Origin of the sequence: Paraburkholderia lebeckiae (assembly GCF_050436225.1) — a bacterium.
GTDB lineage: Bacteria > Pseudomonadota > Gammaproteobacteria > Burkholderiales > Burkholderiaceae > Paraburkholderia > Paraburkholderia tuberum.
On the sequence record NZ_JBNDLU010000001.1, the window covers coordinates 2,847,516 to 2,861,853 of the forward strand.

Sequence of the window (14,338 nt, forward strand, 5' to 3'; positions counted from 1 at the left end):
TCATGAAAGCGCGTTACAAAGGCGTGTTCCCGGTCGCGCCGACGATCTTCACCGAGAACGGCGCGCTCGACCTCGACGGCCAGCGCCGCTGCCTCGATTTCATGATCGACGCGGGCTCGCAGGGGATCTGCATCCACGCGAACTATTCGGAGCAGTTCGCGCTAGGCGACGATGAGCGCGGACTGATCACGCGCACGACGCTCGAGCACGTCGCCGGCCGCGTGCCGGTGATCGTCACGACGTCGCACTTCAGCTCACGGATCTGCGCGGAACGCAATCGTCACGCGCAGGCGCTGGGCGCCGCGATGGTGATGGTGATGCCGCCATATCACGGCGCGACGTTCCGTGTGTCCGAAGCGCAGATCCAGGCGTTCTTCGAGGAAGTGACCGGCGGCCTCGACATCCCGCTGATGATCCAGGACGCGCCCGCGAGCGGCACGACACTGTCCGCTCCGTTCCTCGCAAAGCTCGCGCGCCAGATCGAGGCCTTGTCGTACTTCAAGATCGAGACCGCGGGTGCCGCGTCGAAACTGCGCGAGCTTATCGCGCTCGGCGGCGAGGCGATCGAAGGTCCGTGGGACGGCGAGGAGGGGATCACGCTGCTCGCCGATCTCGACGCGGGCGCGACCGGCGCGATGACGGGCGGCGGCTATCCGGACGGGATTCGCCAGATCACCGACGCGTACTTTGCGGGCAACCGTGACGAAGCGTGCGCGCAGTACGCGCGCTGGCTGCCGCTGATCAACTACGAGAATCGCCAGGCAGGCTTCCTGACCGCGAAGGCGCTGATGATGGAGGGCGGCGTGATCGCGTGCGACAAGGCGCGCGCGCCGTGGCCCGAGCTGCATCCGCAGGTTCGCGCTGGGCTGCTCGACGCCGCGCGCTGGCTCGATCCGCTCGTGCTGCGCTGGGGCCGCTGAGGTCCGTTAGCGCGGCACGCGTTTCGCGGTTCCATGTGCGAACCGCGTTTGCCGCGCGGACGGGCAGGCGTCCGCGCAGAGGCGGAACGCACATGCGTTCCGCGCTGGCGGCCGGCTCCGTGCCGGTTCGTCACGGCGTGACAGGCGGTCCATCAGAAGTCCGTCGCTGCCGACCACCAAAACTGGAGACACCATGACTGTGCTGACCCCGGCCAACCCGGCTTACGACACCGGCGAAGCCATTCCACGCCGCCGCTGGCTGCGCGTGATTCCGCCGCTGCTGCTCACGTGCATCATCTCTTACATGGATCGCGTGAACATCGCGTTCGCGATGCCGGGCGGGATGAACGCCGATCTCGGCATGGACGCGACGATGGCCGGTCTGGCCGGCGGGATCTTCTTCTTCGGCTACCTGTTCCTCCAGATTCCCGGCGGCAAGCGCGCGGCGCTCGGCAGCGGCAAGAAATTCATCGCGTGGTCGCTCATCAGTTGGGCCGCGCTGTCGGGGCTGACCGGTCTCGTCACGCATACGTGGGAGCTGCTGACGCTGCGCTTCCTGCTCGGCGTCGCCGAAGGCGGGATGCTGCCCGTCGTGCTGACGATGGTCAGCAACTGGTTCCCCGATCGCGAACGCGGGCGCGCGAACGCGATGGTCATCATGTTCGTGCCGCTCGCCGGGATGATCACCGCGCCGCTGTCCGGCTACATTCTCGCCGCGTACGACTGGCGCCACCTGTTCTTCAGTACGGGCGTGCTGTCGCTGCTGTTCCTGATCGTCTGGATGCTGTTCGCCGACGACGGCCCCGGGACCGCGCGCTGGGTGTCGCCGCGCGAGAAGGCGTACATCCTCGACGCGCTGCGCGAAGAGCAGGAGCGCAAGCGCGCGTCGGGCAAGCCGGACGCGGCGTCGTTCGGCGCGATGATGTGCAACCCGACGATCTGGCTGCTGATCGCGATCAACTTCTGCTACCAGGTCGGCATCTACGGCTACACGATGTGGTTGCCGACGCTGCTGAAGAACCTCACGCACACCGGGATGGGCAAGATCGGCCTGCTCGCGATGCTGCCGTACATCGCGATGATGGTCGGCATGTTCGCGACGTCGTATCTGTCCGACCGGACCGGCAAGCGCCGCCTGTTCGTGCTGCTGCCGCTCGTCGGCTTCGCCGCATGCCTCACGCTGTCGGTGCTGACGCACGAAACGATGCTCGTGTCGTTCGCGTTCCTGATCGGCTGCGGCTTCTTCCTGCAAGCGGCGGCCGGCGTGTTCTGGGCGATTCCGCCGAAGCTCTGCAGCCCTGAGACCGCCGGCAGTGCGCGCGGCCTGATTAACGCGCTCGGCAACCTCGGCGGCTTCTGCGGCCCGTACGCGGTCGGTGTGCTGACCCAGCACGTGAGCTCCGCGGCCGGCGTGTACAGCCTCGCGGTCACGCTCGCGGTGGCCGGCCTGCTCGCGCTGACGCTGCCGAAGCTCTGCGAGGACTGAGAAACCGACTGACGGTTGCGAACGCAACGAACCCACACTCGCCGCGGCACGATATGCGAGCCGCGGCGAAACCTCGAAGGACGGAGATTCACGATGAACGACATTTTGCTGCTGGTGCAGAAATGCGCCCATACCTTCAGCTTCTACGATCTCGAGACGAAAGCGGCGCTCAAGCACATCGTGCTGCCGAGCTTCCCACACGAGTTCACTGTCGACGCGGAGCGCCGCTTCGCGTACGTCGGCATCTTCGGGATCGAAACCGCGTGGACGCGCGGCCAGGACGGCGATCACCGGATCGCCGAGATCGATCTGCACGAGCGCAAACTCACGCGGATGCTCGACCTTTGGCCGTACTACCGGCCGCACGGGATGGCGAGCGACGCCGACGGGCGCCTGTATGCGATGAGCGAGGCGAGCGACATGCTGCTCGTGTTCGATCGTCCGCGCGAGCAGACGGTGCCGAACATGGCGGTGCCATCCGGCGGCGTGAAGACGCACCTCGTCACATTGACGCGCGACGCGAGCCGCGCATACGGCGTGCATCTGCTGTCGAACACGGTCACGCAGTTCGATCCGCGCGATGCGACGGTGACGCCGCGCGCGGTGATGCCGGGGCCGCGCCCCGAAGGCAACGCTCTGTCGAGCGACGAGAAGACGCTTTTCGTCGCAAACCGCGGCGACGACACGCTCGTCCCGATCGACACCGCGACGATGACCTGCGGCCGCCGCGCGAAGACGCGCAGCGATCCGAACCGCATTTACCGGACGAGTTCGGTCGACGGCCGCGACCTGCTGCTGCTGACGAATTCGGGCGAGCAGTCGATCTCGGTGTTCGACGCGGAGCGGCTCGAGGAAATCGAGCGCATCGCGTTGCCGGCGAATCCGACCGCGCTGTCGTTCCATCCGTCGCGGCCCGCCGCGTACGTGTCGTTCCAGGACGATCACGTGCGCGAACTCGACCTGACTGCGTGGCGCTTCGTCAACGAGATGCCGACGCTGCGCGAGCCGGACGCGTCCTATGTGCTCGCAGGCGGTCGCTGATCCGCGCGCGGACGACGCGGCGCTCGCGCTGCCCGATGCGATCGTCGACGCGCACCATCACTTGTGGCGCCTGAACGGCGACGTCCGCTATCCATGGTTGCAGGGCGCGTACGATCCCGAGCACTTCATCCTCGGCGATTACGCGGACCTGCGCAACGACTTCGGCGTCGACGAATTCCGGCGCGCGGCCGGCGGCGCGCCGGTCGTCGCGAGCGTGCACGTCGAGGCGGAGTGCCTGCGCGACGACGCGCTCGCGGAAACGCGCTGGCTGCATGACGTCGTGGTGCGTCATCCGATTCCGTCGGCAGTCGTCGCGTGGGTCGACCTGCTCGCCGACGATGCCGATGAGCGCCTCGCCGAGCAGGCCGCGTATCCGCTCGTGCGCGGCGTGCGCTTCAAGCCGCGCACGTCGGCGACGCCGGACGCCACGGTCGACGGCCCTGGCACGCTGAGCGACCCGCGCTGGCCGCGCGCGCTCGAACGGCTCGCCGCGCATGAGCTGCGCTGGGATCTGCGCGTGCCGTTCTGGCATCTCGACGAAACGGCCGCGCGGCTCGCCGATGCGCCGGCCGTCGACGTCGTGCTCGAACACGCGGGGCTGCCGTGGGACCGTTCGGACACAGGCCTCGCGCGCTGGCGGCGCGGGATGGAGGCGCTCGCCGAGCAGCCGCGCGTGTCGGTGAAGCTGTCCGAATTCGGGCTGCGCGACGCCGCATGGAACGACGCGGAGAATCGCCGGATCATCGGCGACGCGGTCGCGATCTTCGGCGCCGAACGCTGCATGTTCGCGAGCAACTTCCCGGTCGCCGGATTGCGGATCGCGTATCCGGCGCTGGTGCAGACGTTCGCGGCCGCGATGGCGGACCGGCAGCTGAGCGACGCGGCACGCCGCGCGATCTGGCATGACAACGCGATCCGGATCTACCGGATCGATCTCGACGAACCTCGCAAACTGGACACACAGACAGGACGATGATGCAGATCACCGGAGAGATGTTGATTGGCGGCGCCTCGGTACGCGGCGCGGAAGGGACGATGTTCGCGTTCGACCCGGCGCGCGGCACGGCGCTCGAGCCGCCGTTCGGCGCGAGCAGCGCGGACGACGTCGATCGCGCGTGCAGGCTCGCGCACGCGGCGTTCGATGCGTTCCGGGCGGCGCCGTTCGAAACGCGCGCGCGCTTTCTCGAGACGATCGCCGAGAACATTCTCGCGCTCGGCGACGCGCTGATCGAGCGCGCGCATCAGGAATCGGCACTGCCGGTCGCGCGGCTCGAAGGCGAGCGCGGGCGGACGGTCGGGCAATTGCGGCTCTTTGCGTCGCACATACGAGACGGGCGCTGGCTCGCCGCGACGATCGATTCCGCGCAGCCCGAGCGCAAGCCGCTGCCGCGTGCCGATCTGCGTCTGCAGAAGATTCCGGTCGGGCCGGTTGCGGTGTTCGGCGCGAGCAATTTCCCGCTTGCGTTCTCGGTCGCGGGCGGCGATACCGCATCCGCGTTCGCGGCCGGGTGCCCGGTCATCGTGAAGGCGCATCCCGCGCATCTCGGCACGTCGGAGCTCGTCGGGCGCGCGATCCAGCAGGCGGTGCGCGCGTGCGGGCTGCCGGAAGGCACGTTCTCGCTCGTGATCGGCGCGGGCAACGCGATCGGCGAGGCGCTCGTCGCGCATCCGGCGATCAAGGCGGTCGGCTTCACCGGCTCGCGCGGCGGCGGCCTCGCGCTGATGGACATCGCCGCGAAGCGTCGTGAGCCGATTCCGGTGTATGCGGAGATGAGCAGCATCAATCCATTCTTTGTGCTGCCGGGCGCGCTCGCGAAGCGCGGCGCGGAGATCGCGCGCGGGTTCGTCGATTCGCTGACGCTCGGCGTCGGGCAGTTCTGCACGAATCCGGGCCTCGTTGTCGTGCTCGACGGGCCAGATACGCAGGTGTTCGTCGATGCGGCTGCGCAGGCGCTCGGGCAGAAGGGCGCGCAGACGATGCTGACCGCCGGCATTGCAGCCGCGTATGCGAACGGCATCGCCGAGCGTGCGGCGGGCGCGAACGTGTGTGCGCTCGCGCGCGGCGCCGACACGGACGCGAAAAGCGCCGCGTGCCCGGCGTTGTTCGCGACGACGCAGCAAGCGTTCGTGTCGGACCCGCAACTCGAGGACGAGATCTTCGGGCCGACGTCGCTGATCGTGATCTGCAGGAACGTCGACGAAATGATCGCGCTCGCGGAGCACGTCGGAGGGCAGCTCACGGCGACGCTGCACGTCGAGGCGGACGACGTCGCGCTCGCGCGGCGCCTGCTGCCGACGCTCGAACGCAAGGCGGGACGGATTCTCGCGAACGGCTATCCGACCGGCGTCGAGGTGTCGCATGCGATGGTGCATGGCGGGCCGTTCCCGGCGACGTCCGATCCGCGCATGACATCGGTCGGCGCGATGGCGATCGAGCGTTTTCTGCGGCCGGTTTGCTATCAGGATCTACCTGCGGAACTGCTGCCGCCCGCGCTGCAAGACGACAACCCGCTCGATCTCTGGCGGGTGCGCGACGGCCGGCTCGGCCACGGCTAACCTGGCACACGATGAATCGCGGATCGCGCCGCATGCGCGCGCGATCCGCGCGTCGCGGCGTGAGCGCGGGATTTTGTCCTGCGGCCTCGCCCGCGCGTCGTCGACTATGATGAGTGCCTGCCAATCGACCATCGTCGAACCTCCCGCCCATGCCGACGTCGAAGCCCACTCCGTTGGTGCCGGCGCCGAGCTTCACGTCCTGACTGACCGCTGTACGCTCCAGACCTGCCGTATGCTTGCGACGGCTGGGACCGTCCGCACCGGGTCGTGTGCCGCCGTTGACGTCAGGCAGAGGTCGGCCAGAACTGGACGTTCGTAATCTGATCATGGCAGACCGCAACCCACACGTAACCGGCCATTCGATATTGCCTCGCCAGTCCGCCGCGACTGCACTAGCGCGTGCCGACGCGCTAGTGATTGCCCGTCAGTTCGACCACGAAGTCAAGAAAAGCTCGGGTCTTTGCCGGCACGTGGTGCCGGGATGCGTAGTAGACGTATAACGGATACCGTTCGTCTACCCATTCGGGAAAAAGTTTGATCAATCGGCCGTCGGCAATCAGGGGCTCGGCACCGAGCAGCAACATCTGCGCAATGCCGGAACCGGCGAGACATGCGTTGAGCAGGGCACCCGGATCGTTGACAGTGAGTCGTCCCTGAGTGTCAACCACAATGCGTTTTCGCTTGCGATGGAATTCCCACTGGAACGGCTTGCCTGTCTCCGGGTTGCGAAATTCAAGGCATCTGTGGCTTCGACTTTCAAGGTCCGCCGGTTTTGCCGGCCGTCCCCAGCGAGCAACGTACGAGGGCGCTGCGACCGTCACAATGCGGGTGTCGAGCAGCTTTCTCGCGATCAGGGTAGACGCTTTGGGTTCGCCGAATCGCACGGCGAGGTCGAACCCATCCATGACGAGGTCGCCAAGACTGTCTCGCGCGATGAACTCGATTTCGAGTTCGGGGTGTGCGTCCATGAACGCATCGAGTTGTTGCCCAAGAATGGTCCGGTAGACGACAGGATCCAGATTGATCCTTAGTTTTCCACGCACAGCGGCGGCGCCACCTGCCGCAGCGGCCGCTGCTTCCTCAAGCCCGGCGAGATGGGGCATGACCTGCTCGTAAAAGCGGCGGCCCTCTTCAGTCAGGGAGACGGAGCGCGTTGTTCGGCTGAAGAGCCGGATGTTCAACCTTTTTTCCAGCCGCGCAATCGCCCGACTGACGCCCGGCGGCGTCATTCCTATCACCTCCGAAGCGGCCACAAACGTTCCCGCATCCACTACGGCGGCGAACACGCTAATGCTGCCGGAAAGCTTCTCGCTGCTGGATCTCATGGTTGCTCGAGTTAATACGAGTTGCAGAGCACGACCGACCAACTGAAGGCGAACGCTGCGCCGCGCAGCAGTGCCGGACGTCTCCCTTGATCATGCCAAATCAGTGACGTGTTGTCACTTATCTGATGACATCCATGTCATTTTGTTTCGTTCGGTGCTTGTCCAGAATACGCCTCACCGAGACATCCGGTCTCGCCAATCGAAAGGAAGTCGCCATGCACACCCTATTTGCATCGTTGCCCTGGCGACCGTTGGACGCATTAACGGGAACCGGTCGCGGAGCGCGTTGTTCGCCTATCACTGAAGCACTGTAATGCCGCGATTCATTCATTCGAAGAGGAACTGAAAATGGCAGTTCAAACGGATCGTCGTCGCCTCCTGAAAGGAGCGTCGAGCCTGCTGGCTCTTGCGACACTTGGTGGCTTCCCAAGCCGCGACGCGCGGGCGGTATCGCAGCGTGCGCCTGGCGACGCCGCGCTGGCCCATCACCCGGCCTACAGTTCGATCGATCAATGCCTGCAACGGGCGGTGGACGACGGCACGGTTGCCGGTGTTGTCGCCATGGGCGCAACGGGCCGCGGACTGGTTTACGAGGGAGCGTGTGGCCGGGCGAATGCCAGCACTGGCGAGGCCATTAGTCCTGACACAGTCTTTTGGCTCCTGTCGATGAGAAAGGCGATCACCGCAGCCGTGTGCATGCAGCTCATCGAACAGGGCAGACTGCGGCTCGATCAACCTGCGGGCGAGATCCTGCCGCAGTTGAAGTCGCCTCAAATCCTCGACGGATTCGACGTCTACGGGCAGCCGAAGCTGCGTCCTGCGCGCAATGCGATTACGGTGCGATATCTGCTGACGCATACCTCCGGCTTTACGTACAGCATCTGGAGCGACGAGCTCAGCCGGTACGAGAGGGTGACGGGTATGCCGGACATCGGCTATTCGATGAACGGTGCATTCGCGGCACCGCTTGAGTTCGACCCGGGCGAGCGCTGGGAGTGCGGCATCAGCATGGACTGGGTCGGCAAACTGGTCGAGGCCGTGACCGATCAGTCGCTGGAAATCTACTTCCGCGAGCACATCTTCGATCCGCTGGGGATGCGCAACACGGGCTTCCTCATCGACAGCGCGCAGAAGCAGCGCGTCGCGACCATGCACAGGCGTCAAGCGGACGGCTCACCTGCGCCCGAGCCATTCGAGATCAACCAGCGCCCCAAATTTTTCATGGGCGGAGGCGGACTCTTCAGCACGCCGCGCGACTACATGTCGTTCCTGCAGATGCTGTTGAACGGCGGCACGTATCGCAGCGAAGGCGTGCTACGCGCCGACACCGTCGCGACGATGTTCCGCAATCACCTTGGCGAACTGCAGGTCGCGGAAATGAGGACGGCGCAGCCGTCGTGGTCGAACAGCTTCGATCAGTTTCCGGGCACAGCGCACAAGTGGGGGCTGTCGTTCGACATCAATACAGAGCAAGGACTTCACGGACGAAGCGCAGGCAGCGTGAGCTGGGCTGGGCTGTTGAACACCTACTTCTGGGTGGATCCGGTCAAGCGGGTCGCCGGATCGCTCTTTACGCAGATGCTGCCCTTCTACGATGCGCGCGTCGTGAACCTCTACGGACAGTTCGAGTATGCGTTTTACGACGGTTTGCGTCGTGCTCGAGTGGTTGACCGTCGGCACATCCACACTGCGTCACCCGATATATCCACACATGGAGAACGAGCAATGTATGCAATCACGGGAATCACCGGCAAGGTGGGCGGCGCACTGGCCCGCGAACTGCTGGCTACTGGTCAGCCGGTGCGCGCAGTCGTGCGCGATGCGACGCGGGCAGAGGCGTGGGCAGAGCGAGGTTGCGAGATCGCGACGGCTTTCATGGAAGACCCTTCGTCGCTCGCCGCCGCGTTCGAAGGCGCGACGGGCGTTTTCATCCTGCCGCCTTCGGAGTTCGATCCGGAGCCCGGGTTTCCTGAAGCGCGCACGGTGATTGAGGCCGTGTCCGCAGCACTCCTGAAGGCGCGACCCGAAAATGTCGTTTGCCTCTCGACGATCGGCGCACAGGCTGACGAGGTCAACCTGCTCACCCAGCGCACGCTGATGGAGCAGGCACTGCGCGAGATGCCGATGCCGGTGACGTTCCTGCGCCCTGGCTGGTTCATGGAGAACGCCGCATGGGATGTTGCGTCTGCAAGCGACGATGGCGTCATTGCCAGTTACCTGCAGCCGCTCGACAAGCCGGTGCCGATGGTCGCCACTGCGGACGTAGGCCGCGTTGCTGCCGAACTGCTTCAGCAGGCAAGGCGCGGTGTGCGCGTCGTCGAACTTGAAGGTCCACGCCGGGTGAGTCCCAACGATCTCGCATTGGCTTTCGCCGGCGTGTTGCGCCGTCAGGTACGTGCGGAAGTCGTCGAAAGGCAGACGTGGGAAGCGCTGTTCCACAGGCAGGGCATGAAGCATCCTCTACCCCGCATGCGCATGCTGGACGGCTTCAACGACGGCTGGATCGATTTCGAAAGCGATTCTGACGAAATCTTGCGCGGCCACGTCGAACTGGAGACCGTTCTGGGCGAGCTTGTGTCGCGTCGAATCTGACAAGAGCCGATACGGCGACGCTTGGACTCTGGGCTTGACTCTCCCGATGCATCAGGTTTTCGTTCAAACAAGGAATACACGATGGAATACAGCACGCTTGGCAGAACTGGTCTACGCGTCTCACGGCTGAGCCGTGGCCGACCGGATTGGGTCGGGTCGTGCCGCTCGCAGACACGCTATGACCGCCCCGGCTCGGCGATTAACGTTTGCTCCCGACTCGGCAATCGCGACCGGCGCATTTCGTATCAAGCCATCTTGGCGACGGCCACTGCGGGCCCACATGTAGCGTACCCAACGTTGCCATCGACCCTGTTGCGCAGCGGTAGCATTACGCTTTACCTGCTCTTCGCGGTCGCGCTCGACGCTCCTCTGTACCTGTTCGTGGATCTGGCGCAACGTCAAGCCACCGGGTCCTTTCAGTTCGTCCGGATCGGGTTTGTCTGTCATGGCAATGGCTCATTCCTGAGAAGATCGATTTGATCTTGATATATATGGGGAGTCGCGGCAAGCACGCGACCGCTGCCTTCGAATCTGTAGGACTGGCACAATCGAGATGAACTTCTACCCGCTCGGGAATCCTCATGCCAGACGCTGTCCCGCCTTCGCCGCCTTCGCGGGCTATAGGCCCCCTGTTTGCCCTGTTTCCCTTCATGCGCCCGTATGCCGGGCGCTGGGCGCTCGCGTTCCTGGCGCTGGTGACGTCGGCGGGCGCCACACTGGCGTTGCCGGTGGCGTTCAAATACCTGATTGACCGTGGCTTTGCTGCGGGTGACCGTACGCATATCGATCGCTATTTCCTCGCGTTATTCGCCGTTTCGCTGGTACTGGCCGGCGCCACGGCACTGCGCTTCTACCTCGTGTCGTGGCTGGGCGAGCGGGTCACGGCTGATTTGCGAAGTGCGGTCTACGACCACGTGCTGGAGATGAGCCCGCAGTTCTTCGAAACCACGCAGACCGGAGAGGTGCTGTCGCGGCTCACCACCGACACCACCTTGATTCAGACGGTGGTGGGCACCAGCCTGTCGCTGGGGTTACGCAACTTCTTCCTGCTTACCGGTGGCGTGGCGATGCTGGCAGTGACCAGCCCTGTACTGTCAGGCTACGTTATCGCTACGCTGGTGGTGGTGGTCGCTCCCATCGTTGTCTTCGGTCGGCGCGTGCGCCGCCTCTCGCGCGCCAGCCAGGACAAGGTAGCGAACGCGAGCGCGCTGGCGGGCGAGGTCCTCAATGCCATGCCGACGGTCCAGTCGTACACGCAGGAGTCCTTTGAGGCGCGGCGGTTTGCCGGCGCGGTGGAGGTGGCCTTTGAGACAGCGCTCAAGCGAATTCGGGCGCGTGCCTGGTTGACCGCCGTGGTTATCGTGCTGGTATTCGCCGCCGTCGTGTTCGTCCTCTGGCTTGGGGCGCAGTCTGTGCTAGCCGGGCGGATGACGGCCGGCCAGTTGTCCCAGTTCATCCTCTACGCGGTGTTCACCGCCGGCGCTGTGGGAGCTGTCGCCGAAGTGTGGGGCGATCTGCAGCGGGCTGCCGGCGCCACCGAACGTTTGTTGCAACTGCTGGTGGCACGCTCGCCGGTGGTGCAGGCCGAGGCGACGGTCGCGCTGCCGGCGCGCGGGGACGGCATCCGCTTCGACAATGTTAGCTTTTCGTATCCGTCCCGCCCCGGCATTGCTGCACTCGCCGGGCTCTCGCTCGACGTCCGCGCGGGCGAACATGTCGCGCTGGTTGGACCGTCCGGCGCCGGCAAAACCACGCTGTTCCAACTGCTGCTGCGATTTTACGACCCGCAGGCCGGCAACATTCTGATCAACGGCGTCCCGACGCGACAGGTGCCGATCCTCGAGTTGCGCAAGGGAATCGGGGCAGTGCTGCAGGAATCGGTGATCTTTTCGGGCAGCGTGCTCGACAACATCCGCTACGGCGCGCACGAGGCCACACTCCCGCAAGTGCAGCGGGCTGCCGAAATGGCCGCTGCGGCCGGCTTTATCGAAGAACTGCCGCTAGGCTACGACACGTTTCTAGGCGAGCGCGGAGTACGACTGTCTGGCGGACAGCGCCAACGCATTGCGATCGCCCGCGCGATCCTGAAGAATCCGCCCGTCCTGCTGCTGGACGAGGCCACCAGCGCGCTCGACGCTGCCAGCGAACGCCTCGTACAGAAGGCGCTGGACAATGCCGCGCAGAACCGCACCACGCTGGTCATCGCGCACCGCCTCGCGACCGTACAGCAAGCGGACCGCATTGTCGTGCTGGAGCAAGGCCGCATCGTCGCGCAGGGCCGTCACGCCGACTTGCTTCTGAGCTCGCCGCTCTATGCCCAGCTTGCCGCCCTGCAGTTTGGCGAGCAGGTTGCGCATATGGGACAGCGCGACGCTGAGTGCGATCGCGTCGACTCGGCGTGAAGACACGATCCAGGTCGGCAGGGCAACCGCAGGGCTCCCAACGGATCGACATGACGCGGTAGCGTAAGGCAATAAGCGGCCATCTCCGGCCGCTATTCCGCGCCTTCTCACGGACATTTGGACGTCGGCTCCGCTCAGACAACAGACCTTCGCGCGTCGATCGTGCCTGTCGCGTAGGCCGCCATCCCAAACTAATTGTTTCGGCAGAATACACTTTAGTACATCGACACGCGCCATTAAGTATGTCGTCCTCCTGTCGTTATATAGGACGATCCGATACTAATCGTCGGCCAGCGCAGCAGGTGCCGCATCGCCGCCCGCTATCGCACAGTACGCGGTGCAGCAACCCCTGGACAACCATGTTTTCGACGATAAAGGGCAGCCTGGCGCTGGCCATGGCCTTTTTTGAGCGCACTTCTCGTGGCAATCGGCACGATTGGTCTGATCGGCATGAGCCGCTCGGATACCACGACCTACGATCTTTTCACCAACCTGATGCCGAGCGCCGTTTCAGTCGGAAACGCCGAAATGTACATGGCGCGCGAACGCCTGAGCTTCGATCGCGCCGCGATTAATGCCGGTACGCCGCCCTCCGCCGAAGATGCAATCGGCCACGGCGCTCTTATGCGCAAGGCATCGGATGAGGCGTGGGCAACGTATGCTGCTTTGCCGCAGGGCCCGGGCGAGAAGCAGCTCGCCGATACCTTCAACAGCCAGCGGCTTGCACTCCAGAAGCTGCTGGACGCGAGCTACGCTGACGTCCGTTCCAACGACCACGACAGAATCACGAAGGCCGCAAGTGCTATGTCGGTCGCGTTCAACGAATTCGCCAAGTCGGGCGTCGAGTTGCGCAAGTTCCAGTTCGAAGCCGCCAAAGCCGCGTACGACGAGGGCCAGGCGACCTTCAACGCATTCCGCATGCTCAACATCATCGCCATTTTTCTGGGCATGGCCGCAGCCGGCTACTCGTGGCTGTCGCTGCGCCGGAAGATCGCACGTCCGCTCGATGCGGCGCTCGCACAATTCGACGCCATCGCGTCGGGCGACCTTCGCCGCGACGTCGTCGTGACGTCGAACGATGAAATGGGTCAATTGCTTCGCGGCCTCTCGAAGATGCAGGCGAGCCTCATCGATACTGTGCGCACGGTGCGCACAGGCAGCGAATCGATCGCCTCGGCCACCAAGCAGGTCGCAGCGGGCAATATCGATCTGTCGTCGCGCACGGAAGAGCAGGCGTCGGCGCTGCAGGAAACGGCGTCGAGCATGGACGAACTGACGGGCACCGTGAAGCAGAATGCCGACAACGCGCGACAGGCCAGCTCTCTCGCGGCCAACGCGTCGGAAATCGCGGACAAGGGCAGCCGCGTGGTGTCGCAGGTCGTCGACACAATGGGCGAAATCAATCAAAGCTCCGCCAAGATCGCGGACATCATCACGATCATCGAAGGCATCGCGTTCCAGACCAACATCCTTGCGCTCAATGCAGCCGTGGAAGCGGCGCGGGCCGGCGAAGAAGGCCGCGGCTTTGCGGTCGTGGCGGGCGAAGTGCGCTCACTCGCCCAGCGCTCGTCGGCGGCGGCGAAGGAAATCAAGCAGCTCATCGGCACCTCGGTTGAGCGCGTTCGGTCGGGTACCTCGCTCGTCGATCAAGCCGGCCGCACGATGACTGAGATTATTGGCGCAGTGCAGCGCGTGACCGACATCATGGGTGAGATCGCGGCGGCATCGGAAGAGCAGAGCAGCGGTATCGAACAGGTGGCGCGCGCCGTGACGCAGATGGACGAAGTCACACAGCAGAACGCGGCGCTGGTGGAAGAAGCAGCGGCAGCGGCGCAGTCGCTTGAAGATCAGGCCGGTGCATTGAGAACGGCTGTCGCGACCTTCCGCCTTGACGATGAAGCGCCGCTCGGCATCGCCCCCATGTGAAGCCGAAGGCGAAAGCGCCTGCAGTGGCTGCGAGCCGTGCGGCGCCAGGAATGCCCCACACGCCTGCCAATCCCGCGGCCGATGGACTGA

At 65.0% G+C, this 14,338-nt stretch carries 9 protein-coding genes and 1 pseudogene; 9 read left to right on the top strand and 1 reads right to left on the bottom strand.

Going from position 1 to position 14,338, the window contains the following annotated elements:
• Window positions 1–2 precede the first annotated feature (2 nt).
• The 5 genes from OKW45_RS13425 to OKW45_RS13445 all read left to right on the top strand — a co-directional run bounded on the left by OKW45_RS13425 (window position 3) and on the right by OKW45_RS13445 (window position 6,003).
• A complete protein-coding gene (locus tag OKW45_RS13425; protein ID WP_429468767.1) occupies window positions 3–920 on the top strand; it encodes a dihydrodipicolinate synthase family protein in 918 nt (305 codons plus the stop codon).
• Between the two features lie 193 nt (window positions 921–1,113).
• Complete coding sequence (locus tag OKW45_RS13430) at window positions 1,114–2,406, top strand: MFS transporter (protein WP_090812115.1); 1,293 nt, start codon at window positions 1,114–1,116, stop codon at window positions 2,404–2,406.
• A 93-nt stretch (window positions 2,407–2,499) separates the two neighbouring features.
• Window positions 2,500–3,447 (top strand): YncE family protein, encoded by a 948-nt coding sequence (locus OKW45_RS13435; RefSeq protein ID WP_429401018.1) that lies wholly within the window; start codon window positions 2,500–2,502, stop codon window positions 3,445–3,447.
• Window positions 3,425–4,423 carry an amidohydrolase family protein gene (locus tag OKW45_RS13440; RefSeq protein WP_090812117.1) on the top strand — a complete coding sequence of 333 codons (999 nt, stop codon included), beginning with the start codon at window positions 3,425–3,427 and terminating at the stop codon, window positions 4,421–4,423. Before OKW45_RS13435 ends, OKW45_RS13440 begins: the two co-directional genes overlap by 23 nt.
• Window positions 4,423–6,003 carry an aldehyde dehydrogenase (NADP(+)) gene (locus OKW45_RS13445; protein WP_429469385.1) on the top strand — a complete coding sequence of 527 codons (1,581 nt, stop codon included), beginning with the start codon at window positions 4,423–4,425 and terminating at the stop codon, window positions 6,001–6,003. The genes OKW45_RS13440 and OKW45_RS13445 overlap by 1 nt, the downstream gene beginning before the upstream one ends.
• Before the next feature lie 410 nt (window positions 6,004–6,413).
• On the opposite strand, the gene OKW45_RS13450 is transcribed toward OKW45_RS13445, so the two are convergent.
• Window positions 6,414–7,328 carry a LysR family transcriptional regulator gene (locus tag OKW45_RS13450; protein WP_429468770.1) on the bottom strand — a complete coding sequence of 305 codons (915 nt, stop codon included), beginning with the start codon at window positions 7,326–7,328 and terminating at the stop codon, window positions 6,414–6,416.
• Between the two features lie 348 nt (window positions 7,329–7,676).
• On the opposite strand from OKW45_RS13450, the pseudogene OKW45_RS13455 reads away from it, so the two are divergent.
• The 4 genes and pseudogenes from OKW45_RS13455 to OKW45_RS13470 all read left to right on the top strand — a co-directional run.
• A pseudogene (locus OKW45_RS13455) lies at window positions 7,677–8,912 on the top strand (serine hydrolase domain-containing protein); the annotation flags it as partial.
• A 141-nt stretch (window positions 8,913–9,053) separates the two neighbouring features.
• Window positions 9,054–9,920 (top strand): NmrA family NAD(P)-binding protein, encoded by an 867-nt coding sequence (locus OKW45_RS13460; protein ID WP_429448599.1) that lies wholly within the window; start codon window positions 9,054–9,056, stop codon window positions 9,918–9,920.
• Window positions 9,921–10,501: 581 nt separating this feature from the next.
• Window positions 10,502–12,322 (top strand): ABC transporter transmembrane domain-containing protein, encoded by a 1,821-nt coding sequence (locus OKW45_RS13465; protein WP_429468773.1) that lies wholly within the window; start codon window positions 10,502–10,504, stop codon window positions 12,320–12,322.
• 405 nt (window positions 12,323–12,727) lie between these two features.
• The gene (locus OKW45_RS13470; RefSeq protein ID WP_429468775.1) at window positions 12,728–14,248 is read left to right on the top strand and encodes a methyl-accepting chemotaxis protein; all 1,521 of its coding nucleotides are present in this window, start codon (window positions 12,728–12,730) and stop codon (window positions 14,246–14,248) included.
• Window positions 14,249–14,338: the final 90 nt, after the last annotated feature.

Bases quoted from the DNA above. Each gene is read 5' to 3' on its own strand.
- OKW45_RS13445 (WP_429469385.1), top strand. From the start codon at position 4,423: ATGCAGATCACCGGAGAGATGTTGATTGGCGGCGCCTCGGTACGCGGC.
- OKW45_RS13440 (WP_090812117.1), top strand. From the start codon at position 3,425: ATGTGCTCGCAGGCGGTCGCTGATCCGCGCGCGGACGACGCGGCGCTC.
- OKW45_RS13435 (WP_429401018.1), top strand. From the start codon at position 2,500: ATGAACGACATTTTGCTGCTGGTGCAGAAATGCGCCCATACCTTCAGC.
- OKW45_RS13450 (WP_429468770.1), bottom strand. From the start codon at position 7,328: ATGAGATCCAGCAGCGAGAAGCTTTCCGGCAGCATTAGCGTGTTCGCC.
- OKW45_RS13460 (WP_429448599.1), top strand. From the start codon at position 9,054: ATGTATGCAATCACGGGAATCACCGGCAAGGTGGGCGGCGCACTGGCC.
- OKW45_RS13465 (WP_429468773.1), top strand. From the start codon at position 10,502: ATGCCAGACGCTGTCCCGCCTTCGCCGCCTTCGCGGGCTATAGGCCCC.
- OKW45_RS13430 (WP_090812115.1), top strand. From the start codon at position 1,114: ATGACTGTGCTGACCCCGGCCAACCCGGCTTACGACACCGGCGAAGCC.
- OKW45_RS13425 (WP_429468767.1), top strand. From the start codon at position 3: ATGAAAGCGCGTTACAAAGGCGTGTTCCCGGTCGCGCCGACGATCTTC.